Here is a 16,799-nt window from a genome sequence, read left to right as displayed (position 1 = left end):
CCGTAAGTATAGGACGGCTGAATGAATTGTAGATGAACTATGGAAGTCAATCTTTGTTAAAGTAAAGCAACTGCCGATCAGCCACGAGCTTCATAAGTGACACCAACTAACCGCCCCTATTGGCGCCTATCCAGCTTCTACTTTTTTAACTGTGTCGCATTGGGTTTTATGCTGCCGTTCTGGGGGCTTTATATGCAGTCACTGGGTTATCAGGCGACTGAAATAGGTTTTGTCAGCGCACTGTTAATGGTGACCAATATTTTTTCTCCACCGCTTTGGGGCTGGTGGGCCGATAAAACCGGCAAGCGCCTGAAATTGATCCGCTGGGGCGCTGCTGCAAGCGCTTTATGTTTTGCATTGCTATTGCATGACCGTGGTTTGATATGGATGGTGCTGTCAATTATTGCCTGTGGTATTTGCTGGCAAGGTATTAACGCCCAGTTTGAAGCTGTGACTTTGGATTATCTGCCCAACAATAGCACTGACTACAGCAGGATCAGGCTCTGGGGTTCTGTGGGTTTTGTTTGTGCTGTCAGTGGAGGCGGATGGTTATTTGATCAAGTACAACTCACTTTGCTGCCAGTGTTGATAGCGGGCGCATTAGCTTTGATGTGGGGTAGTACCCTGACAATAAAACAACCTGTTCAGAGCAAAAAAACGAAAGACCTGCCGCAAAAAATGTCGCAATTGCTTTGCCAACCAGGGCTGATGGCTCTTCTGCTGGCTCTGACTCTGGTTTATTTCAGTCATGGTAGCTATTACAGCTTTTACAGTATTTATCTGGAACAATTAAGTTACGATAAGACCACTATGGGCTTACTCTGGTCTTTAGCTGTAATAGCTGAATTACTGGTGTTTGCGCTGATGCCCAGCTTGCTGAAACGATTTTCGGTGGCTGCCATTTTGATTATCAGCCTGCTTGCCACTGCACTACGCTGGCTGGGTTTGGCTTATGGCGCCGACTGGCTGGTTGTTTTAGTCTTCTGTCAGTTGTTGCATGGCTTGAGTTTCAGCGCTGTGCATGCTTGTGCTATTGAGTTGATTTATCGCTACTTTGGCAGCGACTATCAAGGCCGTGGTCAGGCGTTGTATTACGCGCTTTGTGTTGGTACAGGACAGGCGAGTGGTGCTTTGATCAGTGGATGGTTATGGCAATTCAGCCCCATCACCAGCTTTGTTGTTGCTGCTTTTGCTGCGTGCACTGCGGCAATGCTGGTTATAGCGACATTGTATCTGCCCTCTTTGTCGCTAAAGCTTAGGCGCAGGCCCGGTGCTGGCACGCACCAGTAACTGATGTGGCAAAATATGCACCAGTTTTTCCGGCTGCTTACCTTCGATTAAGTCGATTAACAAAGTAGCGCAATGCTCGCCAATCAGTGTTAAAGGCTGTGCTACTGTGGTTAAAGGTGGAGCGCTGTATTGCGACAATGCTATGCCATCTACTCCTATCACTGACACATCTTCCGGCACTCTGTAACCCAGTTCCCGCAGTGCATGCAACGCACCTATGGCAACCTGATCACCAAAACAGAAAAAGGCGGTGGGCCGATCCTTGAGTTGCATAATAGCTCTGACGCCAGCCACACCTGACTCACAGGAATAGTCGCCCTGATACAGCAACTTCTCATCAAAATTAACCTTTGCCTGCAACAAAGCTGTTCTGAAACCTTTTTCACGTTGCTGACTGCTTAAGATATGCGATGTACCAGTGATCACTGCAATACGGCTGTGGCCAAAACCTAATAAATGCTCTGCCGCATCTTTGCCAATAGCCACATTGTCGACCCCTACTTTAGGGATCCCTTCCAAATCACAAAATTCTGAAGCATTGACTATAGGAGGTAATTGCTCGTGCAATGGCTGCGTTGGGTCCACATCAAAAGGGATACGCTGTGAGTTGGTAATAATGCCGTCCACCTGGCGGGTTTTCACCATTTCGGCAAAAGAGCGCTCCAGCGCAGGGTCGTCCTGAGTATCTTTCAGAATAACTGAATAGCCTCTGGCCAGCGAAATTTGTTCTATGGTGCGGACTATAGGTGAGAAATACGGGTTGGTAATATCCGGCAACATAATGGCGATATTACGTGAACGCCCTTGCCTCAAGCTGGCTGCCAGACGATTAGGGATATAGCCCATATCTTCAACCACTTTCATCACCAGATTGCGGGTTTTTTCCGACACCCGATCAGGGTTGTTTAAGGTTCGGGACACTGTCGCCATGCAAACGCCAGCTTTTTTGGCAATGTCACCCATAGCCAGATGTTTAAATTGATTTTGCGACATATAGTAACAACCCCTTGATCATATTGACTGCATCAACAGTATTTGCAGCGCCAAAGCCTGATGGCAAGTTTACGTAAATGGATGATTTTTATAATTTTATGATGAACCACACTTAAATGGAAATCGTTTTCCTAGCTTGCAGATTAAAAGAGATTTAAGGACAAAACAACCCAGTTTTCACTCCAAAATCTCTTGTTCCATGACCAATTTTTGTTTCAGGAATGTAACTCATTGCGACACGACATCCTAGAACAATATGCTTTTGAAATTTACCGCAGCCTTATCTGTACACCAAACTTTATCTGTAACAAATAACAAAAAGCTATTTTCATTTTATATGAAAAACCACAGCAGAAGCATAACCAATTGTTATTTATATAATTTTACTTTTTTCACTCCAAAAATACGGGCTTGACACCTTGAAAACAAAAAGTTATTTTTTAAACAATAAAAATCCAGCAGGGTGCTGCACTGCGTTGCAAGATTACAAAAATGTCCGTTCAGGATATTTTTTTGGCACCAAATGGAAATCGATTTCCATCACAAGAACAAAATAAAACAAAAGCAGTAGCGGGCGCGCAAATACGCGATCAACAGGGATAAGACGATGAAAAATAAAACACACTGGTTCCGGCGCAATGCGCTGTCTTTTGCTGTTGCCAGCACTTTATTCGGCGGCGTGGTACCTGCAGCTTTCGGGCAGTTAGAGGGCGCCACTATAGCGGGCAAAGTGATCCAACAAACCGAACGTAAAGCTGGCGGAGTGACAGTCACTGCGACAGATCAGGACAGAGGCTACAGTAAAACAACCCAAACCCGCGATGATGGCTCTTATGTCTTTATAGGTCTCAAACCTGGTATTTACCTGATTAAAGTAGGCGACAACTCGACAGAACCTGTGGAACTACGGATTGGTCAGAAGGCAACTGTTGATATCACATTAGAGGCCCCGAGCGATGACAATATCGAGCGAATAGCCATTAGTGGTGTGCGTATTGAAAGTTTTTCCGGAGGTGAAGTAGGCACTAACATTACCCCTGAAATGATTGCCCGCCTACCGCAAAACAACAGAAACTTCTTATCTTTTGCTGATCTTGCGCCTGGTGTACAACTCAACACCGATGGTCAGGGCAATGTCAGCATCCGCGGTGGCGCTCAGCATCAGCGTAATGTGAACGTTTTTCTCGATGGTGTTAGTCAAAAAGACTATGTACTTAAAGGCGGCATCACAGGTCAGGATTCCAGCCGTGGCAATCCTTTCCCACAAAACGCTATCGGCGAATACAAAGTGATCACCCAGAATTATAAAGCCGAATTTGATCAGGTTGGCAGTGTGGCTATTACCGCAGTGACCCGCTCTGGTACTAACGAATTTGAAGGTGATGTATTTGTTGACTACACTAATGAAGGTTTACGTGAGGCTGAACCAAACGAACAAAATGGCAAAACTGAATCACTGACCCGCCATGCAGGCATGCTGTTGTCCGGCCCTATTATCAAGGATGAACTGCATTTCCTGATGTCGTATGAACGTAAGGAAATTCAGGAACCTGTGGATATCCCTGGCGGCGCAGGAGTAAATCTGGTCACTCTTCCAGCCGATCTTCAGGCCATGCTGGGCAGAGAGACCTCAGGTTTTGATGAGAATTTGTTCTTCGGCAAACTGGACTGGGCGATCAACGATGACCATTCGCTGGAAGCTTCTGTGAAGCTGAGGGATGAAAGCGATGTCGCTGATTTCGGTGGCGCTAATACCTTAAGCTATGGCGTAAACCGTGAAGTGAAAGATCACAGATACAATCTGAAACATGTGTATTACATGGAACATGGTCAGAATGAATTCCGCCTGACTTATGAAGATGCCAGCTGGAACCCGAAACCTTACACTGATGGCCCAGGTATTGTGCTGCAAACAGCGACCCGCCAATCCATTTTAAATATGGGTGGTGGCCGTAACTTTCAGGATAAAGGACAAAAAGGCTGGGCAGTACAAAACGATTACACTCTGCTGGATATTGAATGGCATGGAAATCATGTGATCAAAGCAGGTGTTAAATATAAAGAAATCACGCTCAATACTCTGCAACAACAGCCTTATAACCCACAGTATTTCTATAACGTAGAAAGAAATGGCGCTGGCACTTTTGCTATTGATCAGCCCTATATGGTGGAATGGGGAGTAGCGGCCACAAACTCAGTGGGCGGTAATGTCGAATCTGAAAATACCCAGCTTGGATTTTTTATTCAGGACGACTGGGAAGCAACAGATAAGCTAACACTGAACGCTGGCGTACGCTGGGATTATGAAGAAACTCCAAGCTATAAAAACTACCAGACCCCCACAGAACTGGTAGCTGCATTACGTGGCTGGTCGAATCTGGACAATGCCAATTACAACATTGAAAACTACATCAGCACAGGTAAAGAACGCAGTTACTTTAAAGGCGCCTGGCAACCCCGATTTGGCTTTAGTTATGTAATAGATGATAGCCGCAGCCATACACTCTTTGGTGGTTATGGCCGTTCTTACGACCGTCAGCAATTTGATTTTGTGCAGTTGGAAGAAAGCAAAGGTTCCTTTGCTCAGGTCAGTTATTTATTCAGCGGTGATCCGGATAACCCCTGTGATCCAACAGCATCCAACTGCACCAGTTGGGATCCGGCTTACTTAACTCAGGCAGGCCTGGATGGGCTGCTGTCGAGTATAGATGTGAAGGGTGAACGTTTCCTTCTGCATAACGATCTGAAAACCCCCTACTCTGATCAATTCAGTGTAGGTATGCGCAGTAATTGGGATGAATGGAATACCGAAGTCAGTGTTGCTCGTACTGAATCCAAAGATGGCTTTAACTGGCTGCTGGGTAACAGAAGACCTGATGGTCAGTTTCTGGAACAAGGCACAAGCTGGGGTCAACCATGGGCTTTTGGTGTTCCAGGCTGGGGTAACTTAATACTGTCTTCCAATGACGGCCAAACCCGTATCAATAACCTCTTCGTTAAAGTTGACCGTCCACACAGAGACTTCTGGGGAGTCAACCTGGCTTACACTTTCAGCGATGCCGAGGAAAACCGGGTATTCAGTGAAGTTTTTGCTTTGGACTATGAAAGTGTCGCCGACTACGGCTGGAAAAAGTCTGTAGGCGTGCCGGAGCACCGCATTGTGTTGTCAGGCAGTTACGATTTGCCATGGGAAATGTTCGCAGCCTTTAAATACACCTGGGCGTCGAAAACCACCTATGAATATCTGGACTGCAGACAAGGCGGTACGGCCTGCTACTTCGACCGCACAGCGCCGGCCGAAAGCCAGTACCAACGTTTTGATTTGTCACTCAGTAAAGAGTTTGGCAGCAGTTATCTGGTCGACGGATCTAAATTCCGCATCCGTTTTGACATCCAGAATCTGTTTAACCAAAACAATTACAACAACTTCAACTTAAACCCGGACTCAACAGAATTTGCTATGCCGAATGCCTTTACCGCAACCAATGGCGGCAAGCGTCAGTTGAAACTGTCTGCTGGCTGGAGCTTCTAGCTCTCTGTTGATGTGACTGTGCCTGTCTGTTTTCAGGCACAGTTTTTTTGTTGGGATGGAGGATCTGATGTTGTTAGTCAAGTTCGTGAAAACCGTAATGCTAAGCTCAGCAATCTTGCTGTTCAGTGTTGTCTGCTGGGCCTCAGCTTTAACAGCTACAGGCTATGATCGTCATGTTGAACTGCAGTGTGCAGAATTATGTAAAACAGACCAGAGCTACCCACTTCAGGTGTCGGTGAATGATGGAGCCTGGCAAAACCGCGGCCAGTTACAAGGCAAATCGCAGTTAGACTTTACCGGTGATTTGGGCCGTAATTTAAAACTGCGTTATCAGCTATTGTCGGCCGACCAGAAAAAAGTTCTGGCAAGCGCAAACGTACAGACCAGAGATTTTTCTGATGATGAATTACTGGAGATGGTGCAACGTTATACCTTCAGGTATTTCTGGGATCATGCTGACCCCATCACTGGCTGGGCCAGAGAGCGGATGCCAAACCCACGTGATGGCGACATTATCACCAGTGGAGGTACAGGTTTTGGGATAGCAGCACTGATCACAGCAGCAGAACGCGGCTGGGTCAGTCGGGAAGCTATAGTGGAGCGTATGCTGAAAATTACTGCAGCGTCGCAGCAGCTTGAGCGTTTTCACGGTATGTGGGCGCACTGGTATAACCCGGCGACGGGTAAAGTACATAATTTCAGCAAGTACGACGATGGCGGTGATATCGTTGAATCGGCCTTTCTGGCGCAAGGTTTATTGACAGCCCGACAGTATTTCAACAAAAACAACGCTAAAGAGCAGCAACTTCGACAGGACATCAGCCGTCTCTGGCAGGAGATGGAGTGGAGCTGGTATACCAAAGGCGAAAACATTTTGTATTGGCATTGGTCAAAACGCCATGGCTGGACCATGAACCATCCAATTAAAGGCTACAACGAAGCCCTGATTGTGTATGTCTTAGCAGCCGCCTCCCCAACTCACCCGATCAGCGACGCGCCTTACCATAAAGGCTGGGCTGCCAGTTCAGTAAAAACCTTTCGTAATGGTGAAGACTATTACGGCATCAGCTTGCCTTTAGGTGACAAAAACCAAAAAGGCGGCCCGTTGTTTTTTGCACACTATTCTTTTATGGGGTTGGACCCACGGGGTTTGCAAGACAGATACGCCAATTATTGGCAACAGAATGTACGTCATACCCTGATTAACAGAGCCTATAGCATAGACAACCCTTTTGGCTGGAAAGGTTATGCCGCAGATTTATGGGGGCTGACTGCTGGCGACCATGTCCCGGATGGCTACAGTGCTCATGCACCTGGTATGTACACCGACAGAGGCACGATAGTGCCGACTGCAGCTTTGTCTTCTATGCCTTACACCCCACAACATTCCATGTTGGTGTTAAAAAACCTGTACTACAACCATGGCAAAAACCTGTTTGGCCCTGCAGGCTTTTATGATGCTATCAACCTCAGTGCAAGTTCAGATCCGGCTAAACAAATACGCCGCACTTATCTGGCCATCGATCAGGGGCCTGTTGTAGGCATGATTGAAAACCACAGGACAGCTCTGTTATGGAACTACTTTATGCAGGATCCAGATGTACGTCAGGGTCTGCATAAACTTGGTTTTACTGTGCATGGACAACCCCTTCAGCCACTCAGCCCCAAGTCGTAGCGGCCGGAAAAGTTAAGGAACCACAAAATGACATTTACAAAGTATTCAAAAATAGCCTGTAGTGTGGCTATGGCCTGCGCTCTTGGCGCCTGCAACCCAACAGCACCAGTGGAAACAACAGCTACAGGCCAACAACAGATAGTAACTTTACCGCCACAAAATACCGGGATGGATCAGTTTATCAGTGGCTTGATCAGCAAAATGACCCTTGAAGAAAAAGTCGGCCAGTTGCATCTGCTCAGCAGCGACTGGGACAAAACTGGCCCTACGTTATCGGTCGATTATCAGCAGCAAATTAAAGCAGGTAAAGTAGGTGCGGTATTTAACGCTTACACAGCAAACTTTACCCGTGAGCTGCAAAAGTTAGCAGTGGAACAAACCCGTTTGGGTATTCCACTGCTGTTTGGTTATGACGTGATCCATGGCCATCGCACTATTTTCCCTATTTCTTTAGGTGAAGCTGCGTCCTGGGATCTGCAGTCAATCCAAGCCGGAGCAAGAGTTGCAGCCACAGAAGCCTCAGCCGAAGGGATTCACTGGACCTTTGCCCCTATGGTCGACATTAGCCGTGATCCACGCTGGGGCCGCATCTCTGAGGGCTCAGGCGAAGATGTGTATCTGTCCATCGAAATAGCCAAAGCCAGAGTGCATGGCTTTCAGGGCGATGATTTGACGGCAACAGACACTGTGCTGGCCTGTGCCAAACATTACGCTGCTTATGGTCAGGCGCAGGCGGGGCGCGATTATCACTCCACCGATATGTCAGAACGTGAACTCTGGGAAACCTACCTGCCGCCATTTAAAGCCTCAGTAGATGCAGGAGTGGCCAGCTTTATGACGGCCTTTAACGATTTAAATGGGGTGCCTGCGACGGCCAACAACTACCTGCTGCAGGACATATTGAGACAGCGTTGGGGGTTTTCCGGTTTTGTGGTGACAGACTACACCTCCATCAACGAACTGGTACCTCACGGTCTGGCAGAGGATTTACCTCATGCTGGCCAATTGGCACTGAATGCAGGCGTGGATATGGATATGCAAGGTGCTGTGTACAGTAAACACCTGCCAGAGTTATTGAAGGCAGGCAAAGTTTCAGAAGCACAAATAGACAAGGCCGTACGACGTATTCTGGAAATGAAATACAAACTGGGGTTGTTTGAAGACCCATACCGTTATTCTGATGAGCAGCGTCAGGCAGAGCAGGTGTATAAAGCAGAACATCTGGCTGCAGCCCGCGATGGTGCCCGTAAGTCTTTTGTATTGCTGAAAAACGACAATAAAGTACTGCCGCTGTCGCCAACACAATCTATAGCTTTGATAGGCCCGCTGGCGGATTCAAAAGCCGACATGATTGGCTCCTGGTCTGCTGCTGGTGATCGCAGCAGCAAACCTGTGACTTTACGTGAGGCGCTGGTTGCCCGATTAGGTGCTGACACTCAGATCCACTATGCCAAAGGAGCTGGTTATGAATTTACCGATACCGACCAGTCTGGTTTTGCCGAAGCCATAGCAGCGGCGAAAAAAGCCGATGTGATCCTGCTGGCAATGGGTGAAAAATGGGATATGACAGGCGAAGCAGCCAGCAGGGTTGATTTGGGGTTTCCCGGCACTCAGGACGCGCTGATGCAGGAGCTGAAAAAGCTCGATAAACCTATGGTACTGGTACTGATGAGTGGTCGCCCTATGACCATCAACTGGGCAGATGAACACCTCGATTCGATACTTCATACCTGGTATGCCGGCACTCAAGGTGGCCATGCGATAGCTGACGTCTTGTATGGCGACTACAACCCTGCAGGTAAGCTGCCTGTGACTTTCCCGCGTCATGTAGGGCAAATTCCCATTTATTACAATATGAAAAACACCGGGCGGCCTTATGAGCCAGAAGGTCCAGAGCAAAAATACCGCTCACGTTATCTGGATTCATCCAATCAGCCGCTTTATCCCTTTGGATATGGCCTGAGTTACACCAGCTTTGCTTATTCGGCAGTGACTCTGAGTTCGACACAATTAAAGCCTGAAGGGGAAATCACTGCATCAGTCACTTTAACCAATACTGGTGACAGGGCTGGCGAAGAAGTAGTGCAGCTGTATATTCAGGATAAAACTGCTTCTGTCACCCGGCCTGTGCGTGAGCTGAAAGGTTTTCAGAAAATCATGCTGGGCAAAGGCGAAAGCAAAACAGTACAGTTCCGGATTAAAGCCACAGATTTAGCCTTTTATAACTTAGGCATGGATTACGTAGCTGAAGCAGGTGAATTTAATCTATTTATTGGTAACGACTCCAGCACCAGCAATAAGGCAGCATTCTGGCTGACAGACAGCGTGCAGTTGCAATCTGCTATGGCGATAACACAACCTCAAAGCAAGGGCATTCAATGAACTTATCTGGCTTAGATATCGCCATTTTTATCTGTTATGTAGTTGGCATCACAGCGCTGGCGTATTGGGTGTCGAGAGAAAAAGCCGGTCATCAGAAAAATACCAGCGACTACTTTTTGGCGGGTAACTCACTGCCATGGTGGGCTATTGGCGCTTCACTGATAGCGGCCAATATCTCGGCAGAACAAATTATTGGTATGACAGGCTCAGGTTATAAAATTGGCCTGGCCATTGCCTCCTACGAATGGATGGCGGCTCTGACCTTAATTGTTGTGGGCAAATACTTTTTACCTGTGTTTCTGCAAAAACAAATCTACACCATGCCGCAGTTTCTGGAACAACGTTACGATCACAGAGTACGTAAGATCATGGCGCTGTTTTGGCTTGGGGTTTATGTATTTGTGAATCTGACAGCCGTGTTATGGCTGGGTGCTTTGGCGCTAAATACCATTACCGGTGTCAGCATGGAATGGAGCATGTTATTTCTGGCGTTGTTTTCTATAGTCTATTCGCTTTATGGCGGATTAAAAGCCGTGGCTTTAACAGACGTAGTACAGGTGGTTTTGCTGGTGTTTGGTGGCCTGATGTTATCCTGGATAGCTATGGACCTGATAGGTCAGGGTCAGGGCGTACTGGCCGGTTTTGAACGCATGACCACTGAATTGCCGGAAAAGTTTGACATGATTTTGACGGCAGATAACCCCTATTATGCGGATTTACCCGGCTTGTCTGTGTTGATCGGCGGTATGTGGATCATGAACCTGTCGTACTGGGGTTTTAACCAATACATTATTCAGCGTGCTCTGGCTGCTAAAAACCTGAGGGAAGCGCAAAAAGGCATAGCTTTTGCCGCCTTTCTGAAATTACTGATGCCGATCATCGTAGTCTTACCCGGAATAGCCGCAGTGTTGTTAGTACCCGACCTGAGTAAAGCGGATCAGGCTTATCCTTCATTAATGACCATGATGCCGGAAGGTTTAAAAGGCTTAATTTTTGCTGCTCTGATTGCGGCTGTTGTCTCCTCGTTAGCGTCCATGTGCAACAGTGTCGCTACTATTTTCACCATGGACCTGTATGCCAATAAATACACAAACAAAAGCCAGCAGCATTATGTGCGGGTAGGCCGTGTGGTCAGCGTACTGGCTTTAGTGCTGGCTATGGTAACGGCTAAGCCATTATTGGGTGAGTTTGAGCAAGCCTTTCAGTATATTCAGGAGTTCACCGGCTTCTTTACGCCTGGCATAGTGGTGTTGTTTTTGCTGGGCATGTTCTGGAAAAAAACCACAGCTACTGCAGGCCTGGTTGCGGCTTTAGGTTCTGCAGTATTCAGCCTGCTGTTCTGGTGGTTCTGGCCTGCCCTGCCATTTATCGACAGAGTAGGTTTGGTGTTTGTGTTATGCCTGACTTGTGCTGTTCTGGTGTCATTGTGGCAAGGTCAGGGTGAACAAGCCAATGCAGTGGAGTTGTCGGATGTAAACTTTAAAACTGCAACTGAATTTAACTGGTCTGCTGTAGCTGTATTCTTCATTCTGGCGGCTTTGTATGTCACCTGGTGGTAACTGAAATTGGGGTCAGATCCTGAGGTATCCCCACAAAAATATGAGTAAAATCATAGAGGTGATACAAAAAAATAAGTAAGTGGGAACATTCATGGTGTTCGGTGATCAGATCTATCGCCAAACAAACCTACCAAGGAAACACCATGAATGTTCGTCACATGCTAACCAATTTCCTCTACTCTGTCACACCCTCAATGCACAAAATCCGCCGGCAATCTCTGGAAAATTGTATCCTCAGCGCTGCGATGAAGAACCATCTGACAGTCACTTCGCTAGGGCGTGGTCTGGGCACAAAAGCCTATGAAAAACATCGGATCAAAAGTGCAGACCGTCTGCTTTCCAATCTGAATTTGCACCGAGAAATCCCTGATATTTATTGTGAAATCAGTCGCTTATTCTTAAGTGGTCTTGCTCAACCTGTGCTGCTGGTGGATTGGTCAGATATGGAACCTGAACAAAAGAACTTCCTGCTTCGTGCTGCGTTGGTGTGTCAGGGGCGTTCTATTACAGTGTATGAAGAAGTGCATCCGCTTGAACGAAAAGACAAACCAGCGACGCACCGCCAGTTTCTGGATAACCTCAAGACCATAGTTCCCGCATCGTGTAAACCTATTGTGGTGACAGATGCAGGCTTTAGAGGGCCGTGGTTCAGGCAAATCCTTGAAACCGGGTGGGACTATGTCGGCAGAGTACGGCATCAAACCCAGTATGAAGCAGAGCCGGATAACTGGCAGCCCTGTAAGTCATTGTATGAGCAGGCCAGTGAAAAAGTCATGTGGTTCAATGACGTGAGTGTGGCAAAAAGTAACCCATTCGAAACGACTCTGGTGTTGTATAAAGGCTCATCCAAGGGTCGTCACGCCTTGAATCGTAAAGGTAAGCCTAAACGCAGCGGGACCAGTTTAAATGCAGCAGAGGGCTGGAAGGAACCCTGGTTGTTGGCCACTTCACTTGAGGTTGAAACATCGGCTCAGGCAAGTGCTGTTGTCAAACGCTATGGCGCCCGTATGCAGATAGAAGAAAGCTTCAGGGACCATAAATCCGAGCGGTTTGGGCTTGGGATGAATATGCATAAAACAAAGAGTACTCAACGGCTTATGGTGTTGGTAATGATAGGCACTTTATCCTGTCTCTATCTACATCAGCTGGGTTTGCTGGCTAGAGATGCAGGGTTGGCTCGACGATTCCAGGCCAATACAGAAAAGCGTCGTCATGTGCTCAGCTGTGTGTTTTTAGGGGCTAGAATTCTGGCAACGAGGGTGGAAGATATGGCGGTTGAAAACGAGTTTGAACTAATAGAACGATTCAGACAGCATACTGCGGAGTATGCTGTCCGATGGGCTGCTTAATGAGAAATTCGTGGGGATCCCTCAGGATCTGACCCCAATTTTATCTAGCGAAACAACGCCACTTCTTCAGGTGTTAAATAGCGGTATTCACCTTCAGCTAAATCCGGGTCCAGTGGCAAAGCGCCAATTTGTTCGCGGTGCAGCTTTTCGACTTTATTGCCAATAGCGCCAAACATACGTTTCACCTGGTGATAACGACCTTCACTGATCGTCAGCAAGACCTGATGTGGATCGATGATTTCCAGCTTCGCAGGTTTAGTTAAGTCTTTTTCACCACGCAACATAATACCTGCAGCAAATTCTGCAATCACGGCTTCAGGCACAGGGTCGGCCAGCCATACCCTATAGGTTTTAGGGCAGTGATGTTTAGGCGAACTGATTTTATGTGACCATTGACCATCGTCTGTGATCAGCACCATACCTGTCGTATCTAAATCCAGACGACCTACTGTGTGCAGACGCTCCATCAAAGGTTCTTCCATTAAAGTGAACACAGTGTTGTGGTCTGGATCTTCAGTCGAGCAGATATAACCTGCAGGTTTGTGCAGAACTATATAACGCAGACCAATCAACTGCAGTTGTTCGCCTTCTAAAAACACCTGATCAGATGCTTTGAGTTGCAAGGCAGGTTGTTTGGCCATTTCACCATTCACTGTCACCAGCTTCTGGCGTATTACTTTACCGGCCTGACTACGGGTCAAACCGGTACAATCACAAATAAACTTATCTAAACGCATTTTGAGTTTCCCAACTGTTATGCTTTTAGTGTAACCACATCAGCGTACAGACTCCACTTACTTTGGCGTTGTATCTGCCTTAGCCGAAGCAGGCACCTGCACTTCAGACAGTTTCTGGTCTTTTAAATGCCAGCGTAAAACTCTGTTGTTATTGGTGTCGGCTATATAGAGCTCACCATTAAACACCGCCAAACCACCAGGTTCATTCAGTTCAGTTCCCAAACTAAGCGTCATCACCTGCTGTTCGTCTAAGTCCAGCAGTCTGATTTTATGGTTGTAAGTATCAGCCACAGCCAGGGTGTTTTTATCCAGCACCACCACATCTTTATTGTGTTGCAGCAAGGCCCGTTTAAAAGAACCGTCTTTTAAACCAAATTCAAACAACCCCTGACCTACTAAGGTATCGACTTTGCCTGAACTTAAATCTATTTGCCGCACTGCACTGGCTTCAGCGTCGGCGATCCACAGCTTATTGCCTCTTAAAGCTAAACCGCTTGGCTGGTTAAATGCAGCATCCTGACGTTTACCATCCAGCAAAGCTTCCTGCCCTGTGCCTGCAAAAGCTTTCAGCTCTGAACTTTTTAAATCCAGAGTCCAGATTTGATGGCTGCCCGCCATAGCGATATACAAGGTGGTTTTATCCAAGGCTAAATCCCATGGAGAACGCAGCGATACTTCAGTGGGTGTTGAGCCCGGCACCAAACGACCTGGCGCCAGTTCGCCATTGCCTGCAATGGTGGTGACCTGAAAGGTAGTTAAATCGATACGGCGAATGGCATGGTTGCCAGTATCAGCGACATACAGTGCATTGTTAGTCAGCACTAAGCCCTGAGGCGAAGAAAAAGCGCTGCTGTCGCTATGGCCATCTTTGAGTTCAGCTATACCAGAGCCTAAGCGCTTCACCAATTTGCCTTCATGGTCCATCAGCACTATTTGGTTGTGCAAGGTATCGCTGATAGCGATATAGCGTTCATCCACAGTGACACTGCCGGGCGCTGCCAGGATAGTAGTTAAGGGGTCTACTAATTTAATCGGCAAAGGTGTGAGGTTAGGCTCACCTTTAAATTCAGCCAGCAACTGTTCAATCGCTTGGTCCAATACATCATAACGGCCTTCACCTGAGGTTTGTCCCACATACTTGCCATCAGGCCCTATCAAGACAAAAGTGGGCCAGGCGCGCACGGCATAAGAGCGCCATAACTGAAATTCGACATCATTCACCACCGCATGCTGCATACCGTAACGCCGCACTATGGAGGTTAAAGTGCTTAGTTGCTTTTCGTTTTCAAATTTAGGCGAATGCACCGAGATCACAGCCAGCTTATTGCCATACTTCTGTTCCAGCTTGTGTAAGTCGGGGATCACATGAATACAGTTCACGCAACCATAGGTCCAGAAGTCCAGCAACACCACCTTGCCTTTCAGTTGTTGCATGGTTAAAGGTTCAGTCACATTCAGCCAGGGCAAGCCAGCTGGAAACTCAACGCTATTAGTGCGGGCCGAAGCTTTAGCCAGGCCAAAGGTTAAACTACAGGTCATGACTAAAATCCAGATGATTAGTTTAAAACGCATTCGTGACTCCCTAAGCAAACTGTTACTGCTTTATATAGAACGGTCTTAACATCAATTTCGTTCATTGTTTTAATTAAACAGGCACTGATTAACCTGAGTTTAACGATAGATTGATGACAGCGGCGGATTTTTGGTTGCTTTTTGCCACGGAATTCCTCTATCTTGCTGCTGCACCAAGGTGTAACTTCTGCGACTTCCAGGCTCATTTTGTCTTACCAATGAGTCAGCAGAGCAACCAAGTCCAAAAAATATAACTAAATAAGAGATAAGCATGACTAACTCTACAACACGCGGCAGCTGGGGTTCGCGTATCGGATTTATTTTAGCGGCAGCTGGCTCTGCAGTGGGCCTTGGCGCAATCTGGAAATTCCCTTATGTTGCTGGTGCCAATGGCGGCGGCGTTTTTTTACTGGTGTACCTGGCCTGTGTTTTTTCTGTAGGTGTGGTGATGCTGCTGGCAGAGATGATGATTGGCCGTACCGCCAAAAAATCAGCCACTTCAGCCTATCGCGCTATGGGCAAAGGCTACTGGCATGTCGCAGGCTGGCTGTCTGTACTTGGGGTGTTTTTAATTCTGGGCTTCTACTGTGTGGTAGGCGGCTGGACCATAGCCTACATAGTACAAACCATACAGGGCACAGTGCTGACCACAGACGCCAAAGTATTGAGTGATACTTTCACTCACTTTATTGCGAACCCGACCTCTTCGTTAATTTATACCGCTTTGTTTATGATCATCACAGCTGTGATTGTTATTGCAGGGGTACAGTCTGGTATTGAACGTATTTGTAAAATTCTGATGCCAGCCCTGTTTGCCTTGATGCTGGTGATGGTGTGGCGCAGCCTGACCTTGCCTGGAGCCATTGAAGGTGTGATGTACTTTATCACCCCTGACTGGAGCAAACTGAGCGTTAAAATGGTATTAGACGCTTTAGGCTTAGCCGTATTTTCATTGTCTGTGGGTGCTGGCTTAATGGTGGCTTATGGCTCTTATTTAAGCCCTGAAACCAAAGTGGTGAATGCAGGCTTATGGATTGCAGGTTTAGCCACTCTGGCTTCTGTTATGGCTGGTTTAATGATTTTACCTGCTGTATTTGCCTTTAACGTCGACCCGGCCGCAGGTCCTGGTTTAACCTTTATCACCATGCCAGCGCTGTTCGCACAAATGGCAGGTGGTCAGGTGTTAGCCTTAATTTTCTTTAGCTTGTTACTCTTTGCTGCCGTGACTTCGTCCATTTCTATTCTGGAACCTGTAGTGGCATTCCTGATTGACGAATATGGAATGCAGCGTAAAACAGCGACTATAGTAGTTGCTGTGGTGAACTATGTGGTGCTGGGCATTCCGGCTGCATTGTCTTTTGGTGGTGGCATGGAAAGCTTTACTATTTTCGGAAAAACCCCATTTGATGCAATGGACTTTATGGCATCTAATGTGTTGATGCCTTTAGGTGGTATGTTTGCTGCGACCTTTGTTGGCTGGCGGGTATGGCCACAAATTAAAACTATTCTGGCAGGTGAAGTACCAGTTGCTGTGCAAAAGATTTACTGGTTACTGGCCGCTGTGGTTTCTCCGGTCCTGATCGCTATAGTAGCCATTATGACCATTAAAGGCAGTTAAGCACCATCACAGCGGTTTTACTTGCCAAAGCCGCTGTGACAGTAAAAACTAAGCCGGAGTGATCACTATAAAGTCTGGAATTTTGTTTGCAG

Annotated in this window: 10 protein-coding genes; 7 read left to right on the top strand and 3 right to left on the bottom strand. The window is 47.1% G+C overall.

What is annotated here, in order from left to right:
* Positions 1-96 precede the first annotated feature (96 nt).
* The gene (locus LSG37_RS05815) at positions 97-1,290 is read left to right on the top strand and encodes an MFS transporter (RefSeq protein ID WP_366515546.1); all 1,194 of its coding nucleotides are present in this window, start codon (positions 97-99) and stop codon (positions 1,288-1,290) included.
* Here LSG37_RS05815 and LSG37_RS05810 read toward each other — a convergent pair.
* A complete protein-coding gene (locus tag LSG37_RS05810; RefSeq protein WP_233078986.1) occupies positions 1,249-2,283 on the bottom strand; it encodes a LacI family DNA-binding transcriptional regulator in 1,035 nt (344 codons plus the stop codon). The genes LSG37_RS05815 and LSG37_RS05810 overlap by 42 nt on opposite strands.
* A gap of 607 nt (positions 2,284-2,890) precedes the next feature.
* Between LSG37_RS05810 and LSG37_RS05805 the strand changes: the two genes are divergently transcribed.
* The 5 genes from LSG37_RS05805 (at position 2,891) to LSG37_RS05785 (ending at position 12,780) form a co-directional block, all read left to right on the top strand.
* Complete coding sequence (locus LSG37_RS05805; protein ID WP_233078985.1) at positions 2,891-5,815, top strand: TonB-dependent receptor; 2,925 nt, start codon at positions 2,891-2,893, stop codon at positions 5,813-5,815.
* A gap of 67 nt (positions 5,816-5,882) precedes the next feature.
* Positions 5,883-7,490, top strand: coding sequence for a glucoamylase family protein (locus LSG37_RS05800; protein ID WP_233078984.1), 1,608 nt, complete (start codon positions 5,883-5,885; stop codon positions 7,488-7,490).
* Positions 7,491-7,517: 27 nt separating this feature from the next.
* Complete coding sequence (gene bglX, locus LSG37_RS05795; protein WP_233078983.1) at positions 7,518-9,872, top strand: beta-glucosidase BglX; 2,355 nt, start codon at positions 7,518-7,520, stop codon at positions 9,870-9,872.
* Positions 9,869-11,431, top strand: a complete 1,563-nt coding sequence (locus LSG37_RS05790) for a sodium/sugar symporter (protein ID WP_233078982.1) — start codon at positions 9,869-9,871, stop codon at positions 11,429-11,431. The genes bglX and LSG37_RS05790 overlap by 4 nt, the downstream gene beginning before the upstream one ends.
* Before the next feature lie 101 nt (positions 11,432-11,532).
* Entirely contained in the window at positions 11,533-12,780 is a 1,248-nt protein-coding gene (locus LSG37_RS05785; protein ID WP_233078981.1) for an IS4 family transposase, read from the top strand.
* A 44-nt stretch (positions 12,781-12,824) separates the two neighbouring features.
* Here LSG37_RS05785 and rsuA read toward each other — a convergent pair whose 3' ends face one another.
* Together rsuA and LSG37_RS05775 are read right to left on the bottom strand one after the other, a co-directional pair.
* Positions 12,825-13,517 (bottom strand): 16S rRNA pseudouridine(516) synthase RsuA, encoded by a 693-nt coding sequence (rsuA, locus tag LSG37_RS05780; RefSeq protein ID WP_233078980.1) that lies wholly within the window; start codon positions 13,515-13,517, stop codon positions 12,825-12,827.
* A 57-nt stretch (positions 13,518-13,574) separates the two neighbouring features.
* Complete coding sequence (locus tag LSG37_RS05775; protein ID WP_233078979.1) at positions 13,575-15,089, bottom strand: thioredoxin-like domain-containing protein; 1,515 nt, start codon at positions 15,087-15,089, stop codon at positions 13,575-13,577.
* A gap of 271 nt (positions 15,090-15,360) precedes the next feature.
* Here LSG37_RS05775 and LSG37_RS05770 point away from each other — a divergent pair, with 271 nt between their 5' ends.
* Entirely contained in the window at positions 15,361-16,707 is a 1,347-nt protein-coding gene (locus tag LSG37_RS05770; RefSeq protein WP_233078978.1) for a sodium-dependent transporter, read from the top strand.
* The last annotated feature ends 92 nt before the right edge of the window (positions 16,708-16,799 follow it).

It is taken from the genome of Rheinheimera soli (assembly GCF_021290985.1).
Taxonomy (GTDB): domain Bacteria; phylum Pseudomonadota; class Gammaproteobacteria; order Enterobacterales; family Alteromonadaceae; genus Pararheinheimera; species Pararheinheimera soli.
The sequence above is the reverse complement of the archived record's forward strand: the minus strand, read 5'-3'. Positions and strand labels throughout refer to the sequence as shown.

What these genes read in the sequence shown, in the direction of transcription:
- LSG37_RS05810 (WP_233078986.1), bottom strand. Translation starts at nt 2,283, where the DNA reads ATGTCGCAAAATCAATTTAAACATCTGGCTATGGGTGACATTGCCAAA.
- LSG37_RS05805 (WP_233078985.1), top strand. Translation starts at nt 2,891, where the DNA reads ATGAAAAATAAAACACACTGGTTCCGGCGCAATGCGCTGTCTTTTGCT.
- LSG37_RS05800 (WP_233078984.1), top strand. Translation starts at nt 5,883, where the DNA reads ATGTTGTTAGTCAAGTTCGTGAAAACCGTAATGCTAAGCTCAGCAATC.
- bglX (WP_233078983.1), top strand. Translation starts at nt 7,518, where the DNA reads ATGACATTTACAAAGTATTCAAAAATAGCCTGTAGTGTGGCTATGGCC.
- LSG37_RS05790 (WP_233078982.1), top strand. Translation starts at nt 9,869, where the DNA reads ATGAACTTATCTGGCTTAGATATCGCCATTTTTATCTGTTATGTAGTT.
- rsuA (WP_233078980.1), bottom strand. Translation starts at nt 13,517, where the DNA reads ATGCGTTTAGATAAGTTTATTTGTGATTGTACCGGTTTGACCCGTAGT.
- LSG37_RS05775 (WP_233078979.1), bottom strand. Translation starts at nt 15,089, where the DNA reads ATGCGTTTTAAACTAATCATCTGGATTTTAGTCATGACCTGTAGTTTA.
- LSG37_RS05770 (WP_233078978.1), top strand. Translation starts at nt 15,361, where the DNA reads ATGACTAACTCTACAACACGCGGCAGCTGGGGTTCGCGTATCGGATTT.